The organism is Pseudomonas pergaminensis, assembly GCF_024112395.2.
Lineage (GTDB): Bacteria > Pseudomonadota > Gammaproteobacteria > Pseudomonadales > Pseudomonadaceae > Aquipseudomonas > Aquipseudomonas pergaminensis.
Window position 1 is genome coordinate 5,344,226 of the sequence record NZ_CP078013.2, and the last position, 19,427, is coordinate 5,363,652.

Annotated in this window: 18 protein-coding genes; 12 read left to right on the forward strand and 6 right to left on the reverse strand. The window is 61.3% G+C overall.

Going from position 1 to position 19,427, the window contains the following annotated elements; translation table 11 throughout:
- Positions 1–71 precede the first annotated feature (71 nt).
- Genes KUA23_RS24320 through KUA23_RS24345 form a run of 6 tightly spaced genes read left to right on the forward strand, consistent with a single transcriptional unit; the run spans position 72 to position 6,754 of the window.
- The gene (locus tag KUA23_RS24320; protein WP_078050024.1) at positions 72–764 is read left to right on the forward strand and encodes an RDD family protein; all 693 of its coding nucleotides are present in this window, start codon (positions 72–74) and stop codon (positions 762–764) included.
- Positions 761–1,741 carry a stage II sporulation protein M gene (locus tag KUA23_RS24325; protein ID WP_078050025.1) on the forward strand — a complete coding sequence of 327 codons (981 nt, stop codon included), beginning with the start codon at positions 761–763 and terminating at the stop codon, positions 1,739–1,741. The genes KUA23_RS24320 and KUA23_RS24325 overlap by 4 nt, the downstream gene beginning before the upstream one ends.
- The gene (locus KUA23_RS24330; RefSeq protein ID WP_078050026.1) at positions 1,728–3,257 is read left to right on the forward strand and encodes a DUF4129 domain-containing protein; all 1,530 of its coding nucleotides are present in this window, start codon (positions 1,728–1,730) and stop codon (positions 3,255–3,257) included. Before KUA23_RS24325 ends, KUA23_RS24330 begins: the two co-directional genes overlap by 14 nt.
- Positions 3,254–4,423: a DUF4350 domain-containing protein gene (locus KUA23_RS24335; protein WP_078050027.1), complete on the forward strand. Its 1,170-nt coding sequence runs from the start codon at positions 3,254–3,256 to the stop codon at positions 4,421–4,423. The genes KUA23_RS24330 and KUA23_RS24335 overlap by 4 nt, the downstream gene beginning before the upstream one ends.
- Positions 4,420–5,415 carry an AAA family ATPase gene (locus KUA23_RS24340; protein ID WP_100492214.1) on the forward strand — a complete coding sequence of 332 codons (996 nt, stop codon included), beginning with the start codon at positions 4,420–4,422 and terminating at the stop codon, positions 5,413–5,415. Before KUA23_RS24335 ends, KUA23_RS24340 begins: the two co-directional genes overlap by 4 nt.
- 7 nt (positions 5,416–5,422) lie before the next feature.
- The gene (locus tag KUA23_RS24345; RefSeq protein WP_252992985.1) at positions 5,423–6,754 is read left to right on the forward strand and encodes a DUF58 domain-containing protein; all 1,332 of its coding nucleotides are present in this window, start codon (positions 5,423–5,425) and stop codon (positions 6,752–6,754) included.
- A 63-nt stretch (positions 6,755–6,817) separates the two neighbouring features.
- Here KUA23_RS24345 and KUA23_RS24350 read toward each other — a convergent pair whose 3' ends face one another.
- The gene (locus KUA23_RS24350) at positions 6,818–7,177 is read right to left on the reverse strand and encodes a PilZ domain-containing protein (protein ID WP_078050030.1); all 360 of its coding nucleotides are present in this window, start codon (positions 7,175–7,177) and stop codon (positions 6,818–6,820) included.
- A 226-nt stretch (positions 7,178–7,403) separates the two neighbouring features.
- Complete coding sequence (locus tag KUA23_RS24355; RefSeq protein WP_025854787.1) at positions 7,404–7,778, reverse strand: tol-pal system YbgF family protein; 375 nt, start codon at positions 7,776–7,778, stop codon at positions 7,404–7,406.
- A 173-nt stretch (positions 7,779–7,951) separates the two neighbouring features.
- Here KUA23_RS24355 and pyk point away from each other — a divergent pair, with 173 nt between their 5' ends.
- Positions 7,952–9,403 carry a pyruvate kinase gene (gene pyk, locus KUA23_RS24360; RefSeq protein WP_078050031.1) on the forward strand — a complete coding sequence of 484 codons (1,452 nt, stop codon included), beginning with the start codon at positions 7,952–7,954 and terminating at the stop codon, positions 9,401–9,403.
- A 180-nt stretch (positions 9,404–9,583) separates the two neighbouring features.
- Here the strand turns inward: pyk and KUA23_RS24365 are convergent, their stop codons facing one another.
- Together KUA23_RS24365 and KUA23_RS24370 are read right to left on the reverse strand one after the other, a co-directional pair.
- Positions 9,584–10,333 carry an enoyl-CoA hydratase-related protein gene (locus KUA23_RS24365; RefSeq protein WP_078050032.1) on the reverse strand — a complete coding sequence of 250 codons (750 nt, stop codon included), beginning with the start codon at positions 10,331–10,333 and terminating at the stop codon, positions 9,584–9,586.
- A 30-nt stretch (positions 10,334–10,363) separates the two neighbouring features.
- Positions 10,364–11,296, reverse strand: a complete 933-nt coding sequence (locus KUA23_RS24370) for an iron-sulfur-binding ferredoxin reductase (protein WP_252992986.1) — start codon at positions 11,294–11,296, stop codon at positions 10,364–10,366.
- Positions 11,297–11,524: 228 nt separating this feature from the next.
- On the opposite strand from KUA23_RS24370, the gene KUA23_RS24375 reads away from it, so the two are divergent.
- The 5 genes from KUA23_RS24375 to KUA23_RS24395 all read left to right on the forward strand — a co-directional run bounded on the left by KUA23_RS24375 (position 11,525) and on the right by KUA23_RS24395 (position 18,620).
- Entirely contained in the window at positions 11,525–13,048 is a 1,524-nt protein-coding gene (locus tag KUA23_RS24375; RefSeq protein ID WP_027605509.1) for a fumarate hydratase, read from the forward strand.
- A 103-nt stretch (positions 13,049–13,151) separates the two neighbouring features.
- Positions 13,152–14,918 (forward strand): ATP-binding protein, encoded by a 1,767-nt coding sequence (locus KUA23_RS24380; RefSeq protein WP_252994311.1) that lies wholly within the window; start codon positions 13,152–13,154, stop codon positions 14,916–14,918.
- Positions 14,912–16,237, forward strand: coding sequence for a sigma-54-dependent transcriptional regulator (locus KUA23_RS24385; RefSeq protein ID WP_100492209.1), 1,326 nt, complete (start codon positions 14,912–14,914; stop codon positions 16,235–16,237). Before KUA23_RS24380 ends, KUA23_RS24385 begins: the two co-directional genes overlap by 7 nt.
- 278 nt (positions 16,238–16,515) lie before the next feature.
- A complete protein-coding gene (locus KUA23_RS24390) occupies positions 16,516–17,835 on the forward strand; it encodes an MFS transporter (protein ID WP_099494267.1) in 1,320 nt (439 codons plus the stop codon).
- Positions 17,836–17,987: 152 nt separating this feature from the next.
- Complete coding sequence (locus KUA23_RS24395) at positions 17,988–18,620, forward strand: flavin reductase family protein (protein ID WP_078050036.1); 633 nt, start codon at positions 17,988–17,990, stop codon at positions 18,618–18,620.
- Positions 18,621–18,746: 126 nt separating this feature from the next.
- Here the strand turns inward: KUA23_RS24395 and KUA23_RS24400 are convergent, their stop codons facing one another.
- Together KUA23_RS24400 and KUA23_RS24405 are read right to left on the reverse strand one after the other, a co-directional pair.
- Complete coding sequence (locus KUA23_RS24400; protein WP_078050037.1) at positions 18,747–19,025, reverse strand: hypothetical protein; 279 nt, start codon at positions 19,023–19,025, stop codon at positions 18,747–18,749.
- Between the two features lie 11 nt (positions 19,026–19,036).
- Positions 19,037–19,378, reverse strand: a complete 342-nt coding sequence (locus KUA23_RS24405; RefSeq protein ID WP_065925866.1) for an antibiotic biosynthesis monooxygenase family protein — start codon at positions 19,376–19,378, stop codon at positions 19,037–19,039.
- Positions 19,379–19,427: the final 49 nt, after the last annotated feature.

Sequence of the window (19,427 nt, forward strand, 5' to 3'; positions counted from 1 at the left end):
AATGGTTGCTTCCATCACCGACACTGCTAGCATCCGTGTCTTCCAGCCATTCAGCACTGCCAAGGATCGCGATGCCGTCAACCCCATTGGACACCCGCTACCAGATCGAGACCCCGGAGGGCATCGACCTGCCCTTGCGCCCGGCCGGCCTGGTGCCACGCGTGTTGGCCTTTACCTTTGACCTGTGCCTGCGTGGGGTGGTCATGGGCGTTCTGCTGGTGCCATTGGCCTTGCTGGGCAACGTCGGGATCGGCCTGGGCTCGCTGATGCTGTTCCTGATCAGTTGGTGGTACATGGTGCTGTTCGAGGTGCTCAACCAGGGTTGCTCGCCAGGTAAACAGGTCATGGGGTTGCGTGTCGTACAAGATGACGGCACCCCGATTGGCTGGTCCGCGTCACTGATCCGCAACCTGCTGCGGTTTGTCGACATGTTACCGTTCGGCTATTTTCTCGGCGCTATCAGTTGCCTGCAGCATCCTCATTTCAAACGCCTCGGCGACCTGGCCGCCGGTACACTGGTGATCTATCGGGAACAGCCACTGGTGCGCCCCCAGATTCCTCAGGCTGCGGCCTTGCGCCTGCCCTTTGCCCTGGATCTGAGCGAGCAACGGGCCATCCTTGGCTTCGCGGAGCGCCAGGGTGAGCTGTCCACGGAGCGCGTTCACGAGTTGGCCTCGATTCTCGCCACTCCGTTGCAGGTATCCCCGGCCCGAGCCGCGGAACAACTCAATGGCGTGGCCCGTGGCCTGTTGGGGCCGACATGAAACAGAGCCTCTTCGAAACCCGTCACCAGCCCCAATGGCACGCCTTTGCCGAGTGCCTGCAACAGTTGGAACAGGGCAAGGCCAAGGCCAGTGACGTGGCTGACTTTCCCCATCAGTACCGGCGCCTGTGCCAGCACCTGGCCTTGGCACAGGAGCGCGGCTATAGCAGCTACCTGGTAGACCCCTTGCAACAACTGGCCCTGCGCGGCCATCAACAGCTTTACCGTCATCGCAGCCAATTGGCGGCAACTGTGATGGGTTTCGTACTCGCCGATTTTCCTCGCCTGGTGCGCGAACAGTGGCGTTTCGTACTGATAGCCAGCCTGCTGTTCTTTGGCAGCCTGGTAGGTATCGCGCTGCTGGTGTACCTGTTTCCCGACCTGATCTACAGCATCGTCAGCCCGCAACAAGTGGCCGAGATGCAGGGCATGTATGACCCCGATGCAAGCCGCCTGGGCCGCGCCGCCGAGCGTGCCTCGAGCGAAGACTGGATGATGTTCGGCTATTACGTCATGCATAACATCGGTATCGCGTTCCAGACATTTGCCGCCGGGTTGTTGTTCGGGCTGGGCAGTGTGTTCTTCCTGATTTTCAATGGCCTGGTCATCGGGGCCGTCTCCGGGCACCTGACCGAAATCGGCTATGGGCAAACCTTCTGGTCATTCGTCATCGGCCACGGTGCATTCGAACTGACGGCGATCGCCCTCGCCGGTGCCGCTGGCTTGCAGCTGGGCTGGGCACTGATCGCTCCCGGTCAGTTGACCCGTGGAGAATCATTGCGGCGGGCAGCCCGCAAGAGCGTGCAGCTGTTGTGCGGTGTGATGATCTTCTTGCTGATCGCAGCCTTTATCGAAGCCTACTGGTCATCGACCACCCTGATCGCTCCCTGGGTCAAATACCTGGTCGGCGCAATCTTATGGATGCTAGTGGCTGCTTACCTGAGCCTTGCAGGACGGACCCACCATGCGCCTCAGTGATGCCAGCGTGGTCATCCGCCCACGTACTGCCTGGGAAGCCATGGATCTTGGCGTGTTGATGGCCCGGCAAAACCGCGTGCTGTTGATGAGCAGTTGGGCGCTGGTGACCCTGCCAGTGTTCGCGTTGCTCACTGCACTGCTGTGGAAGTCTCCGTCCACGGCGATGTTTCTGTTCTGGTGGCTCAAGCCCGCGTTTGACCGCTTGCCGCTATACATCTTGTCCAAAGCCTTGTTTGGCGAAACACCCAGCATCAAACAGGCCGTGCGCCAATGGCCGCGTCTGCTCAAGGGCCAGCTGGTGGCCAGCCTGACGTGGCGGCGGCTCAGCCTGAGCCGCAGCTTTGTGATGCCGGTGAGCCAGCTCGAAGGCCTGGATGGCCCGGCACGCCAGAAACGTCTGGGCGTGTTGCAGCAACGCAATGCCGGCGCCGCGCGTTGGTTGACTACCGTCGGTGTGCACCTGGAGATCGGGCTGTGGTTCGGTTGCATGGCGCTGTTCTATCTATTTATTCCGCAGAACGTCGAGATGGATTGGGACTGGCAACGCCTGGTACTGGCAACCAGCTCGGAAGGCTTGTGGCTGGAACACCTGGGCAACGCGTTCTATGCCTTGATCCTGGTGTTTTGGGAGCCTATCTATGTCGCCTGCGGATTCAGCCTCTACCTTAATCGCCGAACCGTGCTGGAGGCCTGGGACCTGGAATTGGTCTTTCGCCGCCTTCGTGAGCGCCTGAGCGGTGTGGCGCCGATGTTATTACTGGTGATCGGACTGACATTGCTGCCGTTCAGCCCACCCGTCATGGCTGATGCGTCCGCGCCCCCAAAGCCCCTGAGCACCCAGGGCGCGAATCAGTCGATTAAATCACTGCTGGAAAAACCACCTTTCAAAAACCCGGAGACCGTTACCCGCTATCGCTTCGGCGAAGAAAAGCCTGCCGTCAAAGACAAGGCCCACGGCGACGCCAAGCTTCCCGCCTGGCTGAAAGCGCTGCTGGATAACCTCAACAGCAATACCTTCAAGCACATCGCACAAGGGGTTGAGGTGCTGTTGTGGGGCCTTCTGATCGGTGGCCTGATCATGCTTGCGTGGCGATATCGCGAATGGCTGCGCACCTTCGTCAGTCGGCGCGAGCCTCGCAAAACCCAAGCCATCAAACCCGTGCCCACGCAACTATTCGGCCTTGAACTGGGCACTGATACCCTGCCCGACGATGTTGCCAGCGCCGCCGAGCACCTGTGGGCAACGCAGCCCCGGGAAGCACTCGGCCTGTTGTATCGAGGGCTGCTCAGCCGACTGCTGCATGACTTCAACCTACCGCTGAAAAATGCTGACACTGAAGGCCAGGTCCTGGCACGGGTTCACCAGTTGCAGCAACCACAACTGCTGGCTTTCAGTGATGAATTGACCCGGCACTGGCAAAACCTCGCCTACGGTCACCGCCTTCCTCCCCTCTCTGCTCAGCAAAAACTGTGCAGTGATTGGCGCACCCTGTTCCGCTCGGGGAGCAATCAATGAACCGGCTATTGCTGTGGGTGGGGCTTCTACTGGCGTGCTTGCTTGGAGCGGGCGGTTACTACGCGTGGAGCAAGGCGATTCCCTACGATGAAGTGGTGGATCGCGGCCCCTCACCGGAAGCCTTGGCCAACCCCTACCTGGCGGCCGAACACTTCCTGCGCGAACAAGGCCTGACAGTTGAACACGCCAATAGCCTGGAGCGGCTGACCACCTTGCCGTCCAAGGGCAACAGCCTGTTGCTGCTCGGTGAGCGCAGTAATATGACGCCACGCCAAGTCGAGCAACTGCTGGCCTGGGCCAAGTCCGGTGGCCATCTGTTGCTGGTGGCCGAGGCGCTTTGGGATGAGGAAACTGGCAAAAGCGGTGACCTGTTGCTCGACCGTCTGCATATCCATCAAACCTTGAGTGACGAACCTGAAGAGCCTGCCGCTTCCGCTAAACCGCCGCGCAAAAAGACAGCTCCGGACCTGACCAAACTCTACGTCGACAATGAAACCCCATCGGCGTATTTCAGTTTCGACACAGACTTCAACCTTACCGACCCCAAGCACCTGGCACAGTTTTCGGCCAATAGCGCACGGTCGAGCCACCTGATGCAACTCGACCTCGGGGAAGGCAGCGTCACGGTGATCACAGACAGTGACCTGTGGAAAACCCCCAACATAGGCCAGCACGATAATGCCTGGCTGCTGTGGTACCTGAACCAGGGCACCGCCGTGACGATGCTGTTCAACAGCGACGTCGATGACCTGTTTACCTTGCTACTGCGCTACTTCCCCCAGGCATTGGTGGCACTCATTGCCCTTGTCGCCCTGGCATTCTGGCGGGCGGGTATGCGTCAAGGCCCCATCCAACCGCCCGCGCCCAACGCCCGCCGCCAATTGCAGGAACACCTGAAAGCCAGTGCCGACTTCCTGCTGCGCCGCAGCGGCCAGGGCACCCTGCTGCAAGCCCTGCAGCGCGATATCTTGCGTACGGCCCGGCGGCGTCACACCGGCTTCGAACACCTCGACAACGCAGAACAACGGCGGGTGCTTGAACGCCTGACGCGCCAGCCCCCTCACATCATCAACCAGGCCCTTGGCCCACTCCCGGCAAAACGGCTTTCCAGCGCCGATTTCAGCCGTCAGGTGGCGTGCCTGCAAACTCTCAGGAATGCCTTATGAGTGATTTCCCAAGCGCCACTGCCTTGACCAGCGAATCCCTGCAACACGCCAGTGGGCAAGCCCAGGCCCTGCGCACTGAACTGCGCAAAGCGGTAATTGGCCAGGACGCCGTGATCGACGACGTCCTGACCGCCTTGATCGCCGGTGGCCATGTGCTGCTTGAAGGTGTGCCGGGGCTGGGCAAAACCCTGTTGGTACGTGCCTTGGCGCGCTGCTTCGAGGGTGACTTCGCACGGATCCAGTTCACTCCGGACCTGATGCCCAGCGATGTCACCGGTCACGCCGTGTATGACCTGCATACCGAACAGTTCAAGCTGCGCAAGGGGCCGGTGTTCACCCACTTGTTGTTGGCCGACGAAATCAACCGCGCTCCAGCCAAGACCCAGGCAGCCTTGCTTGAGGCCATGCAGGAACGGCAAGTGACCCTCGAAGGCGAGGCGCTGCCCATCGGCCAGCCGTTCATGGTGCTGGCGACCCAGAACCCCATCGAACAGGAAGGTACCTACCCCCTGCCGGAGGCGGAACTGGATCGCTTCATGCTCAAAGTGCGCATGGATTACCCCGATGCGCAGCAGGAACTGGACATGGTGCGCGAAGTCACGCGCTCGTCGCGGGCCGACATGCTGGATGTACACCCATTGCGTACGGTGCTGCAGGCCGGGGATGTGCTGCAACTGCAGCAGGTTGCCAGTGATCTGGCCCTGGACGAACAAGTACTCGACTATGCCGTGCGCCTGGCACGCGCCACCCGCAGCTGGCCAGGGCTGGCCATTGGCGCCGGGCCGCGGGCCTCGATTGACCTGGTACGTGGCGCCCGCGCCCGCGCCTTGTTGCGTGGTGGTGAATTCGTCACTCCGGACGATATCAAGGGGTGCGCCCTGGCAGTACTGCGCCATCGGGTGCGTATCGCGCCAGAGTTGGATATAGACGGACTGGAGGTTGACCAAGTGCTCAAGCAACTGCTTGATCAGATTCCGGCTCCCCGGCAATGACTCGCCCATGAAACCGAACCGTCTGCTGTTGAACTGGCTTGGCGTATTGCTGGGACTGGGCATCCTACTGGGCGCGGCATCCGCGCTGCAGCTCAAAGTGCCCGACACCTTGCACTCGGTGGCGTGGGGCTTGCTACTGGCGCTGTTGTTGTTGGCGATGCTGGATGCGATGCGCCTGCGACGCCGCCCATCACCCCGTGTGCAGCGGCAAATGCCCGGAAGCCTGGCGCTGGGCCGCTGGGGCGAAGTACGCCTGGCCTTGGAGCATGACTTCCTGCAGCCACTGACTGTGCGGGTATTCGATCATGTCCCCGACGGGTTGACCGTAGAAGGCATGCCCCAAGCCATTGAGCTGCGCCCCGGTGAGCGCAGTGACCTGGGGTATCGCCTGCGTCCCCTGCGACGCGGGCACTTCAGCTTCAACCGCTGCGAAATCCACTTGCCCAGCCCAATGGGGCTGTGGTCAGCTCGCCGTTCTATCGAGGTGAGCGACACCACCCGCGTCTACCCGGATTTCGCCCGGCTGTACGGTGCACAACTACTGGGCGTGGACAACTGGCTGAGCCAACTGGGTGTACGTCAACGTCAACGGCGTGGGTTGGGGCTGGAGTTTCATCAGCTACGCGAATTTCGCGACGGCGACAGCCTGCGCCAGATCGACTGGAAAGCCACCGCCCGACAACGCACGCCCATCGCCCGTGAATACCAGGATGAGCGCGACCAACAGATCGTTTTCATGCTTGATTGCGGCCGGCGTATGCGCAGCCAGGATGACGAACTGTCTCACTTCGACCACGCCCTCAATGCGTGCCTGTTGCTCAGCTACGTTGCCTTGCGCCAGGGAGATGCAGTGGGGCTGTGCACCTTTGCCAGCGACCAACCACGCTACCTGGCGCCGGTCAAAGGCAGTAGCCAATTGAATGTGCTGCTCAACGCGGTATACGACCTGGATACCACCCGAAAGGCTGCTGATTACCAGGCGGCGGCCAGCCAGTTGCTGGTTCGGCAAAAGCGCCGCGCATTGGTGATCGTGGTCAGTAACCTTCGGGATGAGGACGACGAAGAACTGCTGACCGCCGTCAAGCGTATCAGCCGCCAGCATAGGGTACTGGTGGCCAGCTTGCGCGAGGAAGTACTCGATCAATTGCGCCAGGCCCCCGTGCAAACCCTGCCCGAAGCATTGGCGTACAGCGGCACCATCGACTACTTGAATACCCGTGACGAACTGCATGAGCGCCTCAGCGCCCAAGGCCTGTCGGTCGTGGACACCTTGCCATCTGAACTGGGACCAGCCCTTGTGACACGCTACCTGGGCTGGAAGAAAGCCGGCATGCTTTGAAAAACGGCGCACGATTACGGCCTGGGCAGCAACTCCCTGGGTCGGGTCGACAGCGCGCCGTGCCTAGGCCGAAGCCTGCAAAGGATCAAAACTGAAGTAATGCAACAGTACGTCGATGAGTTGCCCATAGGCCTCAGGCGCCTGGAGCACACTGAACCCGGAGTCGTAGTGCTGCGGGTTGACATCCTCATGACTCCACAGGCAGATCGCCGTAAGGTCAATGGGATTAAAGGTGCCGTCAGCGGCGGGGATCTTCAGACGCAGCTCGAAGTCCACGTCGACCATCATGGGCAATTGGCTGATCAACATCAGCCCATCTCTCGAGACATTGCCCAAATAGCCGATGGGTCTATCGGTGAGCCGGTTAAATACTTGCAGAAAACAAGGTAGCTGATGCCGCTCGATCCGTCGGTCGGTAAACATGGTGTGATCGCCATCCAGTGGCCATGAATAAGGCCGTGTCAGTGATGCGGAACCAGCAGAAAACGCTCGTTCCCCCTGGATCTCGGTGCGACAACAGGCAACAGTCTGCCGCCAGACAGCCGCCGAGTCCGGGACCCACATCCGTTTGCATTGAAACTTGTACAAACGGACATTCAAAGGATAGCCCAAGACTGGCAACGGGCCAGTTATGAAATGACGAAGATCATCACAAAGACGCTGGACGCGGCTGAGCGACACTTGCACCGGGGTAATGCCCAAGTTGTTGCAAGGTGTCGAGCCGTGCGCGAGCACGGTAGGCGTACTCGCTCGACGGGTATTGATTGATGATGAATTGATAGGTCTGCACGGCGTCGACGAACAGCTTTTGCCGCTCCAGGCATTGCCCGCGCAACATCGACACCTCTGGTTGCACATAACGTCGGGTGCGGCTTTCACGGTCGACCTGGGATAACTCCAGCGTGACACGCTCACAGTCACCGACCTTGTAGGCGCGGTAGGCGTTGTTCAAATGGTGGTCCATCGACCAACGGGTGCAGCCGACAACACTGACGGCCAGGGCAGCAATGAGCAAAATTCGCATGAGGGTTCTCCTGTCTTGTGCAGTGTATCGACCCCTCGCCAAAAATCTTCAAGGATGTTCGTATTCAGCCGCAACGAAAACAAGTCAATCATCGATAAGTAGTGCAAACGAACAATGACTACAACGAAAGAGCATAGTAGCCTTCCTCAGCGCTTGAACTCAGGAGTCTGTGCATGTCCGTCCGTCGTACCAAAATCGTCGCCACCCTTGGCCCGGCCAGCAACTCGCCGGAAGTCCTCGAACAGCTGATTCTGGCTGGTTTGGACGTTGCCCGTCTGAACTTCTCCCACGGCACCCCGGACGAGCACAAGGCTCGCGCCAAGTTGGTGCGTGACCTGGCCGCCAAGCACGGCCGCTTCGTGGCACTGCTGGGTGACCTGCAAGGCCCGAAAATCCGTATCGCCAAATTCACCAACAAGCGGATCGAGCTGAAGATTGGTGACACCTTCACCTTCTCCACCAGCCACCCGCTGACCGAAGGCAACCAGCAAGTCGTGGGTATCGACTACCCGGACCTGGTCAAGGACTGCGGCGTCGGTGACGAGCTTCTGCTGGACGATGGCCGCGTAGTAATGCGCGTCGAAACCGCGACCCCTACCGAACTGCACTGCGTCGTGCTGATCGGCGGCCCGCTGTCCGACCACAAAGGCATCAACCGCCGTGGTGGTGGCCTGACGGCTCCAGCCCTGACAGAAAAAGACAAGGCCGACATCAAGCTCGCCGCCGAAATGGAAGTGGACTACCTCGCCGTGTCCTTCCCACGTGACGCCGCCGACATGGAATACGCCCGTAAGCTGCGCGACGAGGCTGGCGGTACCGCCTGGCTGGTGGCGAAGATCGAACGTGCCGAAGCCGTGGCCGACGACGAAACCCTCGACGGCCTGATCAAGGCTTCCGATGCGGTGATGGTTGCCCGTGGCGACCTCGGCGTAGAAATCGGTGACGCCGAGCTGATCGGTATCCAGAAGAAGATCATCCTGCACGCACGCCGCCACAACAAAGCGGTGATCGTGGCGACCCAGATGATGGAGTCGATGATCCAGAACCCTATGCCGACCCGTGCCGAAGTGTCCGACGTGGCCAACGCCGTGCTCGACTACACCGACGCCGTGATGCTCTCGGCCGAAAGCGCCGCCGGCCCGTACCCGCTGGAAGCCGTGCAAGCCATGGCGCGTATCTGCCTCGGCGCTGAAAAGCACCCGACCAGCAAGACCTCCAGCCACCGCATCGGCAAAGAGTTCGAAAGCTGCGACCAGAGCATCGCGCTGGCCGCCATGTACACCGCGAACCACTTCCCTGGTGTGAAGGCGATCATCGCCTTGACCGAAAGTGGCTACACGCCGTTGATCATGTCGCGCATCCGTTCCTCGGTGCCGATCTACGCGTTCACCCCGCACCGTGAAGCCCAGGCGCGCACCGCGCTGTTCCGTGGCGTGTACACCGTTCCGTTCGATCCGGCTTCGCTGGCACCGAACGAAGTCAGCCAGAAGGCGATCGACGAGCTGGTCAAGCGTGGCGTCGTAGAGAAAGGCGACTGGGTCATCCTGACCAAGGGCGACAGCTACCACACCACCGGTGGCACCAATGGCATGAAGATCCTGCACGTGGGCGACCCGCAGGTCTGAGTGACACGCTGAAAAACAAAAGCCCCGCCATGTGAATGGCGGGGCTTTTTTGCATTTCAAGAGTTCGTGTCGAACTCGGTCAAGTGTGGGAGCGGGCTTGCTCGCGAATGCGGTGTGGCAGTCGACGGGTACATTCGCTGATCCATCGCATTCGCGAGCAAGCCCGCTCCCACATGTAGATCAGCGCCGGGTGATGAACCCCGACAACGCCGCAATCGCCTCTGGCGACCTCAACCGCTGGGTAAACAACGCCCCCTCCTCCTCAATCACCTGCCGCAGTTGCTCACGATCCACGCTCTTCATGAGCTGCTTGGTCACCTGCACCGCCCCCGGCGCCAGGCTTTCAAAGCGCTCGGCCATCTCCCGCGCCTTGGCCAACGCCGCCTCGCCGCTACCCAGCGCCTCCGTGGCAATCCCCCAGGCTGCCGCCTGTTCGCCGGTAAAGCCCTCGCCCAGCAACAATAATTCCGCAGCCTTTGCGTGCCCCAACAACCTCGGCAGAATCAGGCTCGACCCAAACTCCGGGCACAGCCCCAGGTTGACAAACGGCATGCGCAACCGCGCATCGCGGCTGATGTACACCAGGTCGCAATGCAGCAACAGGGTTGTACCAATGCCCACCGCTGCGCCCGCCACCGCAGCAATCACCGGCTTGCGGCAGTTGAGCAGGCTTTTCATGAAGTAAAACGGGGGGCTGTCGAGATCGCTGGGCGGTTGTTCGAGAAAATCGCCGATGTCGTTGCCGGCGGTAAAACAGTCACTGCTGCCCTGGATCAGTACGCAGCGCAGGTCTGCGTCCGCGTCGGCCTGCTCCAGTGCCTCGGCCAGTTGCGTGTACATGGCTCGAGTGAGCGCGTTCTTCTTGTCGGGGCGATTGAGCTGCAGGGTCAGCAGCCCGCCTTCGCGCAGCTGTTGGATGGCGTCGGTCATGGCGAATCTCGCGGCTGGAAAGTTCAGCGCTCAACCACGGGGCAGGAACACATCCGCCAGCAGTTGATTACGCGGCAGCCCCGCCAGGAACAAACGCTTGGAAAACGCCTCGACACTGACAGGGTGCCCGCAGAGTAAAGCCAGAGTTTGCCGCGAAACAAGCCGCAGTTGCGCCAATGCCTGGGTCGCCTGCGCCGCCGTCCACAGCTCCACCGTCAGGTTGGAATGCTGTGCAGCCAGTGCCGCCAAGGGTTCGGCCAGGTAATGGCTCTCGGCATCATGGGCCAGGTGAATCACGCGGATGTCGCCCTGATGATCCTGGCGCAAGGCCTCACACAACACGCCCCAAAGAGGGCCAAGGCCGGTGCCGGACGCCAGCAGCCACAGCGGTCGGCTTTGCCAGTCGGGATCGTATTGCAGCGCACCGCCGCGCAGTTCGCCCAGCCGCAAACGGTCGCCCAGCTGCAACTGGCGGGCAAGATCACTGAATTCGCCAGGCAGACGGCAATCGAGGTGAAACTCCAGGAATGGGTCATCCTGGGGCAAGCTCGCCAGGGAATAGGGCCGCGCCACTTGTCCCGCCCACAACACCAGATGCTGCCCAGCCCGGTAGCGCAGGCCTCGCTCGGTTTGCAGGCGCAGGCGCAGCACACTCGGGCTCAACCAATCGATACCCACCACCTGGGCCGGCAACCCATCACGCGTAGGATCAAAGGTTTCGACGCGCAGATCATCGCTCACCTGGCACTGGCACGCCAATCGCCAGCCCTCCTGGCGCTGCGCCGGGCTCAGGGCATCGGGCTGCGTGTCCTCGACCTCCCCCGCGCAACGCACCAGGCACGCATGGCAACTGCCGGCACGGCAACTGTAGGGCACGGCCACACCCGCCTGGTTCAAGGCATCCAGGAGGTTGCTGCCGGCCGGTACCGACCAATGGCGCTCGCCGACGTACAGTTCAGGCATATAAGGACTCATCACAAGGGGCATGCACAGGGAATCATGCCTGCGACAGTTTGACCATAGTCGGGTGTATCGGCCACCGCGCCGGGTTATACTGCCGCGCCTTTTTAGCGTCGCGCCAACAATACTTGCTCTTCTTGGCGACGCGCCTTGGAAAGGTGGGCTCAGCCGACCGATGCACTTCACTGAGCCCACCTTTATTGAATGTTCCCTTATAGAGGAGCGCGACTCATGACCGTGATCAAGCAAGACGACCTGATTCAGAGCGTTGCCGACGCCCTGCAATTCATTTCCTATTACCACCCCGTTGATTTCATCCAGGCCATGCACGAAGCCTACCTGCGCGAAGAATCGCCAGCGGCCCGTGACTCCATCGCCCAGATCCTGATCAACTCGCGCATGTGCGCCACCGGCCATCGCCCGATCTGCCAGGACACCGGTATCGTCACCGTGTTCGTGCGCGTGGGCATGGACGTACGTTGGGATGGCGCCACCATGGGCCTGGACGACATGATCAACGAAGGCGTGCGTCGCGCCTACAACCTGCCGGAAAACGTCCTGCGTGCCTCGATCCTGGCCGACCCGGCAGGCGCGCGCAAGAACACCAAGGACAACACCCCGGCGGTGATCCACTACTCCATCGTCCCGGGTAACACCGTGGAAGTGGACGTAGCGGCCAAGGGCGGCGGTTCCGAGAACAAGTCGAAAATGGCCATGCTCAACCCGTCCGACTCGATCGTCGACTGGGTGCTCAAGACCGTTCCGACCATGGGCGCCGGCTGGTGCCCACCGGGCATGCTCGGCATCGGCATCGGCGGCACCGCCGAGAAAGCCGCGGTGATGGCCAAGGAAGTGTTGATGGAGTCAATCGACATCCACGAGCTGAAGAAGCGCGGCCCGCAGAACCGTATCGAAGAGATGCGCCTGGAGCTGTTCGAGAAGGTCAACCAACTGGGCATCGGCGCCCAGGGCCTGGGTGGCCTGACCACCGTGCTCGACGTGAAGATCATGGACTACCCGACCCACGCCGCCTCCCTGCCGGTGTGCATGATCCCCAACTGCGCCGCCACCCGTCACGCGCACTTTGTGCTCGACGGCTCGGGCCCGGCCTCGCTGGAAGCGCCACCGCTGGACGCCTACCCGGAAATCGTCTGGGAAGCTGGCCCATCGGCCCGTCGCGTCAATCTCGATACCCTGACGCCGGAAGAAGTGCAGAGCTGGAAGCCGGGCGAAACCGTGCTGCTCAATGGCAAGATGCTCACCGGTCGCGACGCTGCGCACAAGCGCATGGTCGAGATGCTGAACAAGGGCGAAAGCCTGCCGGTGGACCTCAAGGGTCGCTTCATCTACTACGTCGGCCCGGTTGATCCGGTGCGCGAAGAAGTGGTTGGCCCGGCCGGCCCGACCACCGCGACGCGGATGGACAAGTTCACCCGTCAGATCCTCGAGCAAACCGGCCTGCTGGGCATGATCGGCAAATCCGAGCGCGGCCCGACCGCCATCGAAGCGATCAAGGACCACAAAGCCGTATACCTGATGGCCGTCGGTGGCGCCGCTTACCTGGTAGCGCAAGCCATCAAGAAATCGCGCGTTGTTGCCTTCGCCGAACTGGGCATGGAAGCGATCTACGAGTTCGACGTGAAAGACATGCCGGTGACCGTTGCGGTCGATAGCAAGGGCGAATCCGTGCACATCACCGGTCCTGCCATCTGGCAGAAAAAGATCAGTGAAAGCCTGGCGGTAGAAGTGCAGTAAGCGCTTCCCCTGCAAACATAAAGGCGACTGTGGCCATGGCCCAGTCGCCTTTTTTATGGCACATGGTATGGTGCACTCCCTTACCGTGCCTGCCCATCACCGTATGATCGTCATCCCTCGCCCCCTGCGCCTGACCTTCTATTCCCTGCTGATCATCGCTGGCGCGCTACTGGCCGCAACCTTGGCCACTCGCCATGCCGAACGCCAGGCCCTGGTAGACGATGCTGCCCGCGCCAATCAGCAGCTCACGCTGTATGGCAACTCCCTGCACACCCTGATCGAACGCTACCGCGCCCTGCCCGCCGTGCTGGCGTTGGACTCGGAGATGATCAATGCCTTGAAGGGCCCGCTGGATACCGCGACCCAGGATTTGCTCAACCGCAAGCTGGAGCGCATCAACGGCGCCGCACAATCCTCCACCCTGGAACTGATGGACCGCACTGGCCTGGCCGTGGCCGCCAGCAATTGGAACCTGCCGAGCAGTTATGTGGGGCATAACTACGCGTTCCGGCCCTACTTCAGCCAGACCTTGAGCCAGGGCACCGGGCGGTTTTATGCAGTGGGCGTGACGACCGGCATCCCCGGTTACTTCCTTTCCAGCGCGGTGCTGGATGAACGCGAACAGTTCCTCGGCGCCATGGTCGTCAAGCTGGAGTTCCCCGAGCTTGAGCGCGAGTGGGCCCAGGGCAATGACCTGCTGCTGGTCAGCGACGCACGTGGCATCGTGTTTATCGCCAATCAACCGGGCTGGCGTTATCGCAACCTGCGGCCGTTGTCGGCCAGCGACCTCGCCGAATTGAAGGCCACTCGCCAATACGACAAAAAACAACTGCAACCGCTGGAGACTCAGACCCTGCGGCGTTTTGACGAAAACAGTCACCTGATGCGCGTCAACGGCCCCGATGGCAACGCCAATTACATCTGGGAATCCCTGCCACTCAAAGCCGAAGGCTGGACCCTGCACCTGCTGCGCAAGCCGCAGTTCGCCTTTGAGGATCAGCGCAACGCTGGCCTGGCCGCCGCCGGATCCTGGCTGGCGCTGGTGTTCCTGGTGCTGTTCCTGACCCAGCGCTGGCGCCTGGCCCGTTTGCGTCAGCGCAGTCGCGAAGAGCTTGAGCAACTGGTGGAAGAGCGCACCCAGGCGCTGCGCACCGCCCAGGATGGCCTGGTGCAATCGGCCAAGCTGGCAGCGCTGGGGCAGATGTCTGCGGCCCTCGCCCACGAGATCAATCAACCGCTGACGGCGCAGCGTATGCAGCTGGCCACCTTGCGCCTGCTGCTGGATCACGGTCGGGTCGACGACGCTTACCAGGCGCTCACGCCACTGGACGATATGCTCACGCGCATGGCCGCACTCACCGGCCACCTCAAGACCTTCGCGCGCAAGAGCCCGAGCGGCCTGCGTGAACGCCTGGACCTGGCCACGGTGGTTGATCAATCCTTGCACCTGCTCGACGCGCGCTTGCGTGATGAAGCCATCGGCGTGGTGCTCGACCTGACCCGCCCTGCCTGGGTGCGCGGTGATGCAATCCGCCTGGAGCAGGTGTTGATCAACCTGCTACGCAATGCGCTGGACGCCATGGCCGACAAGCCGCGCAAACGCCTGGAAATCCGCCTGCATGCCGATCAACAGCTGTGGCAGCTCACCGTCAGCGACAGTGGCGGCGGGATTGCCGAGGAGCATTTGAACAGCGTGTTCGACCCGTTCTTCACCACCAAGCCCGTGGGCGACGGGCTCGGCTTGGGGCTGGCGGTGTCCTACGCTATCGTGCACGAATTGGGCGGACGCCTGATCGCCGGCAACCGTGGCGACGGCGCGGTGTTTAGCCTGACCCTGCCTATCGCCCTGGAGACGCCCGACCTATGTTGAACGCGGTGATTGTGGTCGATGACGAAGCCAGCATTCGTACGGCTGTCGAACAATGGCTGAGCTTGTCGGGGTTTGAGGTGCAGTTGTTCAGCCGCGCCGAGGCGTGCCTGGCGCAACTGCCCAAGGATTTTCCCGGGGTCATTTTGAGCGATGTGCGCATGCCGGGTCTCAGCGGCCTGGAGCTGTTGGCCGAAGTGCAGCGCCGCGATGCTGATTTACCGGTGATCCTGCTCACCGGCCATGGCGATGTGCCGATGGCCGTCGAAGCCATGCGCGACGGTGCCTACGATTTCCTGGAAAAACCCTTCAGCCCCGACGCCCTGCTCAACAGCTTGCGCCGTGCCCTGGACAAGCGTGGCTTGATCCTGGAAAACCGCCGCCTGCATCAACAGGCTGACCATCGGGCGCAGTTGGAATCGACGCTGCTGGGCGTGTCCCGGGGTTTGCACACCTTGCGCCGCCAGGTGCTGGACCTGGCGAGCCTGCCGGTCAACGTACTGATCCGTGGAGAGACCGGCAGCGGCAAGGAGCTCGTCGCCCGCTGCCTGCATGATTTCGGCCCGCGGGCGAAGAAGCCCTTTGTGGCGCTCAACTGTGCTGCGATCCCCGAGCAACTGTTTGAGGCCGAGCTGTTCGGCCACGAAAGCGGCGCGTTCACCGGCGCCCAGGGCAAGCGCATCGGTAAACTGGAATATGCCCACGGTGGCACGCTGTTCCTGGACGAGATCGAAAGCATGCCCCTGGCCCAGCAAGTGAAATTGCTGCGCGTACTGCAGGAGCAGAAACTGGAGCGGCTGGGATCCAACCAAAGTATCCACGTGGACCTGCGCATCATCGCCGCCACCAAGCCGGACCTGCTGGAAGAGGCCCGCGCCGGGCGTTTTCGCGAAGACCTGGCCTATCGCTTGAATGTCGCGCAACTGCGCCTGCCGCCCTTGCGTGACCGTCGCGAAGATATCCCCCTGCTGTTCGACCACTTTGCTCAGAGTGCTGCCGAACGCCTGGGCCGCAGCGTTGAGCCCCTGAGTGGCGCACAACTGGGGCGCCTGCTCAGCCATGACTGGCCAGGCAACGTGCGTGAACTGGCCAACGTCGCCGAACGCCAGGTGCTGGGGCTTGGCGAACCGGAACCGGAAGGCATCGAGGCCGGGCAATCCCTGGCTGCGCAGCAGGAGGCCTTCGAGGCTCACTGCCTGAAAGCGGCGTTGACCCGGCACAAGGGCGACATCAAGGCGGTGCTGGCTGAACTGCAACTGCCTCGGCGCACCTTCAATGAAAAAATGCAGCGCCATGGGCTCGTGCGGGAAACCTTCCTGTAGGGCCCGGCTTGCTGGCGTTGGTGCGCTTGAGGACCCTATCGCCGGCAAGCCGGCTCCTACAGGAATGCATTTTAGAGGTGGGCTTGCCTGTGATGGCGTCGACAGCCATAAGCGGATTTCCGCTCATCACCCGATAAATGTCAGCAATTTTCCGCTCACAAAAAACCCGCAACCCTTCTAGACCGGGCCTTCATCCACCTGGCACAGCTCCTGCTATAGCCCCAGCCAGGCAGTGCTCAAGCACGCTCCATAAAAACAACTAGATGAAGGATCCTTCAATGGATAACTCCAACACCTTGCCTCTGGGGTCGGCGGCCGCGCCGGCGAAAGAACGCACCACCTCCAGCCGTATCAAATCGATTTTCAGTGGTTCCGTCGGCAACATGGTCGAGTGGTACGACTGGTACGTCTACGCCGCCTTCTCGTTGTACTTCGCAAAAACCTTCTTCCCGAAAGGCGACACCACCGCCCAGCTGCTCAACACCGCCGCGATCTTTGCCGTCGGCTTCCTGATGCGCCCGATCGGTGGCTGGCTGATGGGCCTGTACGCTGACAAAGTCGGGCGTAAAAAGGCCTTGATGGCCTCGGTCTACCTGATGTGCTTCGGCTCGTTGCTGATCGCCCTGAGCCCTGGCTATGAAGTCATTGGTATCGGCGCACCGGTCTTGCTGGTATTTGCCCGTTTGCTGCAGGGCCTGTCGGTCGGCGGTGAATACGGTACCTCCGCCACCTACCTCAGTGAGATGGCGACCAAGGAACGCCGTGGTTTCTACTCCAGCTTCCAATACGTAACCCTGATCTCTGGCCAGCTCATCGCCCTGGGCGTATTGATCGTGCTGCAACAATTGCTCACCACCGAGCAGCTGTATGCCTGGGGCTGGCGTATCCCGTTTGCCATCGGTGCCCTGTGCGCAGTGGTTGCGCTGTACCTGCGTCGCGGCATGGAAGAAACCGAGTCGTTCACCAAGAAGGAAAAAGCCAAGGAAAGCGCGATGCGCACCTTGATGCGCCATCCCAAGGAACTGTTGACCGTGGTCGGCCTGACCATGGGCGGTACGCTGGCGTTCTACACCTACACCACCTACATGCAGAAATACCTGGTGAACACTGTCGGCATGAGCATTTCCGACTCCACCACCATCTCGGCGGCGACGCTGTTCCTGTTCATGTGCCTGCAACCGATCATCGGTGGGCTGTCGGATAAAGTCGGTCGTCGGCCGATCCTGATCGCCTTCGGCATCCTCGGTACCCTGTTCACCGTGCCGATCCTCACCACCCTGCACACCATCCAGAGCTGGTGGGGCGCGTTCTTCCTGATCATGGCGGCGCTGATCATCGTCAGCGGCTACACCTCGATCAACGCCGTGGTTAAAGCCGAACTGTTCCCGACCGAAATCCGCGCCCTGGGCGTGGGCCTGCCGTATGCCCTGACCGTCTCGATCTTTGGCGGCACTGCTGAATACATCGCGCTGTGGTTCAAGAGCATCGGCATGGAAACCGGTTACTACTGGTATGTGACGGCGTGTATTGCGGTGTCGCTGGTGGTCTACGTGACCATGAAGGACACGCGTAAGCACTCGCGGATCACCACCGACTAACCGTTGAACGCCGTTCAAAATGTGGGAGTGGGCTTGCCCGCGAAAGCGGTGTGTCAGTCAACGATTGTAGAGACTGAACCACCGTATTCGCGGGCAAGCCCGCTCCCACATTGGGTATGATGCTGGTCCCGAAACCGAGAGCAGAACAGGCCATGTCCGACGATATCCATTTCTACGAACCCGCCAACGGCCACGGCCTGCCGCATGACCCGTTCAATGCCATTGTCGGGCCTCGTCCGATCGGCTGGATTTCGTCCCACGACAGCGAAGGCCGCCTGAACCTGGCGCCCTACAGTTTCTTCAATGCGTTCAACTACATTCCGCCGATCATTGGGTTTTCCAGTGTCGGGCGCAAAGACAGCCTGAACAACATCGAACAGACCGGCGAGTTTGTCTGGAACCTGGCCACCCGCCCGCTGGCCGAGCAGATGAACCAGAGCTGCGCCGCCGTTTCCCCCGAGGTCAACGAATTCGAGCTGTCCGGCCTGACGCCGGTGGCGTCGAAGATTGTTGGCGTACCACGGGTGGGCGAGAGCCCGGTGTCGTTCGAGTGCAAGGTCACGCAGATCATCCAGCTTCAGCGCGCCGACAAGGCATTGGTGCCTAGCTGGCTGGTGTTGGGCGAGGTGGTCGCGGTGCACATTGCCAAGTGGCTGCTCAAGGATGGGGTCTACGACACAGCCGCCGCCGAGCCTATCCTGCGCGGTGGCGGCCCGGCGGATTACTTCCAACTGGGCCCCGAAGCCCTGTTCAAGATGTATCGCCCAGGTGCAACACCACGCTGACTACAAGGCAATAAAACCTGTGGGAGCGGGTTTGCTCGCGAAAGCGGTGGATCAGTCACAGCCGTATCGACTGACACGCCGGATTCGCGAGCAAGCCCGCTCCCACAGTTGGATCAGCAGCGTTCTTTAGTTGGCAGCAGTGGCCCAAGAAAGTTGACCGTCTTCATCCACATCGACCAAGCACTCAAGCTGCAGGGTCGCCGCATCGTCGGCATCGGAGGCGGTCTTGAACTTTTGTCCATCAAGGATCTTGTGAAACTGCGGTGCGCCCATGCCATCCAGTGCCTTGACGGCGACGGCGGCGCTATAGCCACCCTCACCCGGTACTACCGCGGAAACGGCTTCGTGGTGGGCAAATTGTTTACGTGCCATGTTGCAGGTCCTGGCCAATGGAAAGTCGGCCATTCTAAACCTGATCAGCCGGCGAGTTGCAGGTACTCGCCGTAGGCATTGGCGGCGGATGCATCGGTGAAGGTCTGGAAGTCCATGCTGCGCACGACCATGTCGTTCAACAACTCGGTGAAGATCATCAGCGCTGGAGAGTTGAAGTAGGCGCTCATCGCCTGCTCGCTGCTCCAGAAGCCGGAGATCAACCAGACATCGGGATCGACCTGGGAATGCTGCAACGAGAATTGCAGGCAACCCTGAGCCTGACGGCCCGGTTCGATCAAACTGCTCAAGCGTGCACCGAGTTCGGTGCTGCACCCGGTGCGGGCGCGGATAAAGGCCATATGGCTCGCGGGAATGGGGGTGGACATGTTCGACTCTCCCGTTGAGAAGTGATGCTCGGCAAGCACTGTGAGGGCG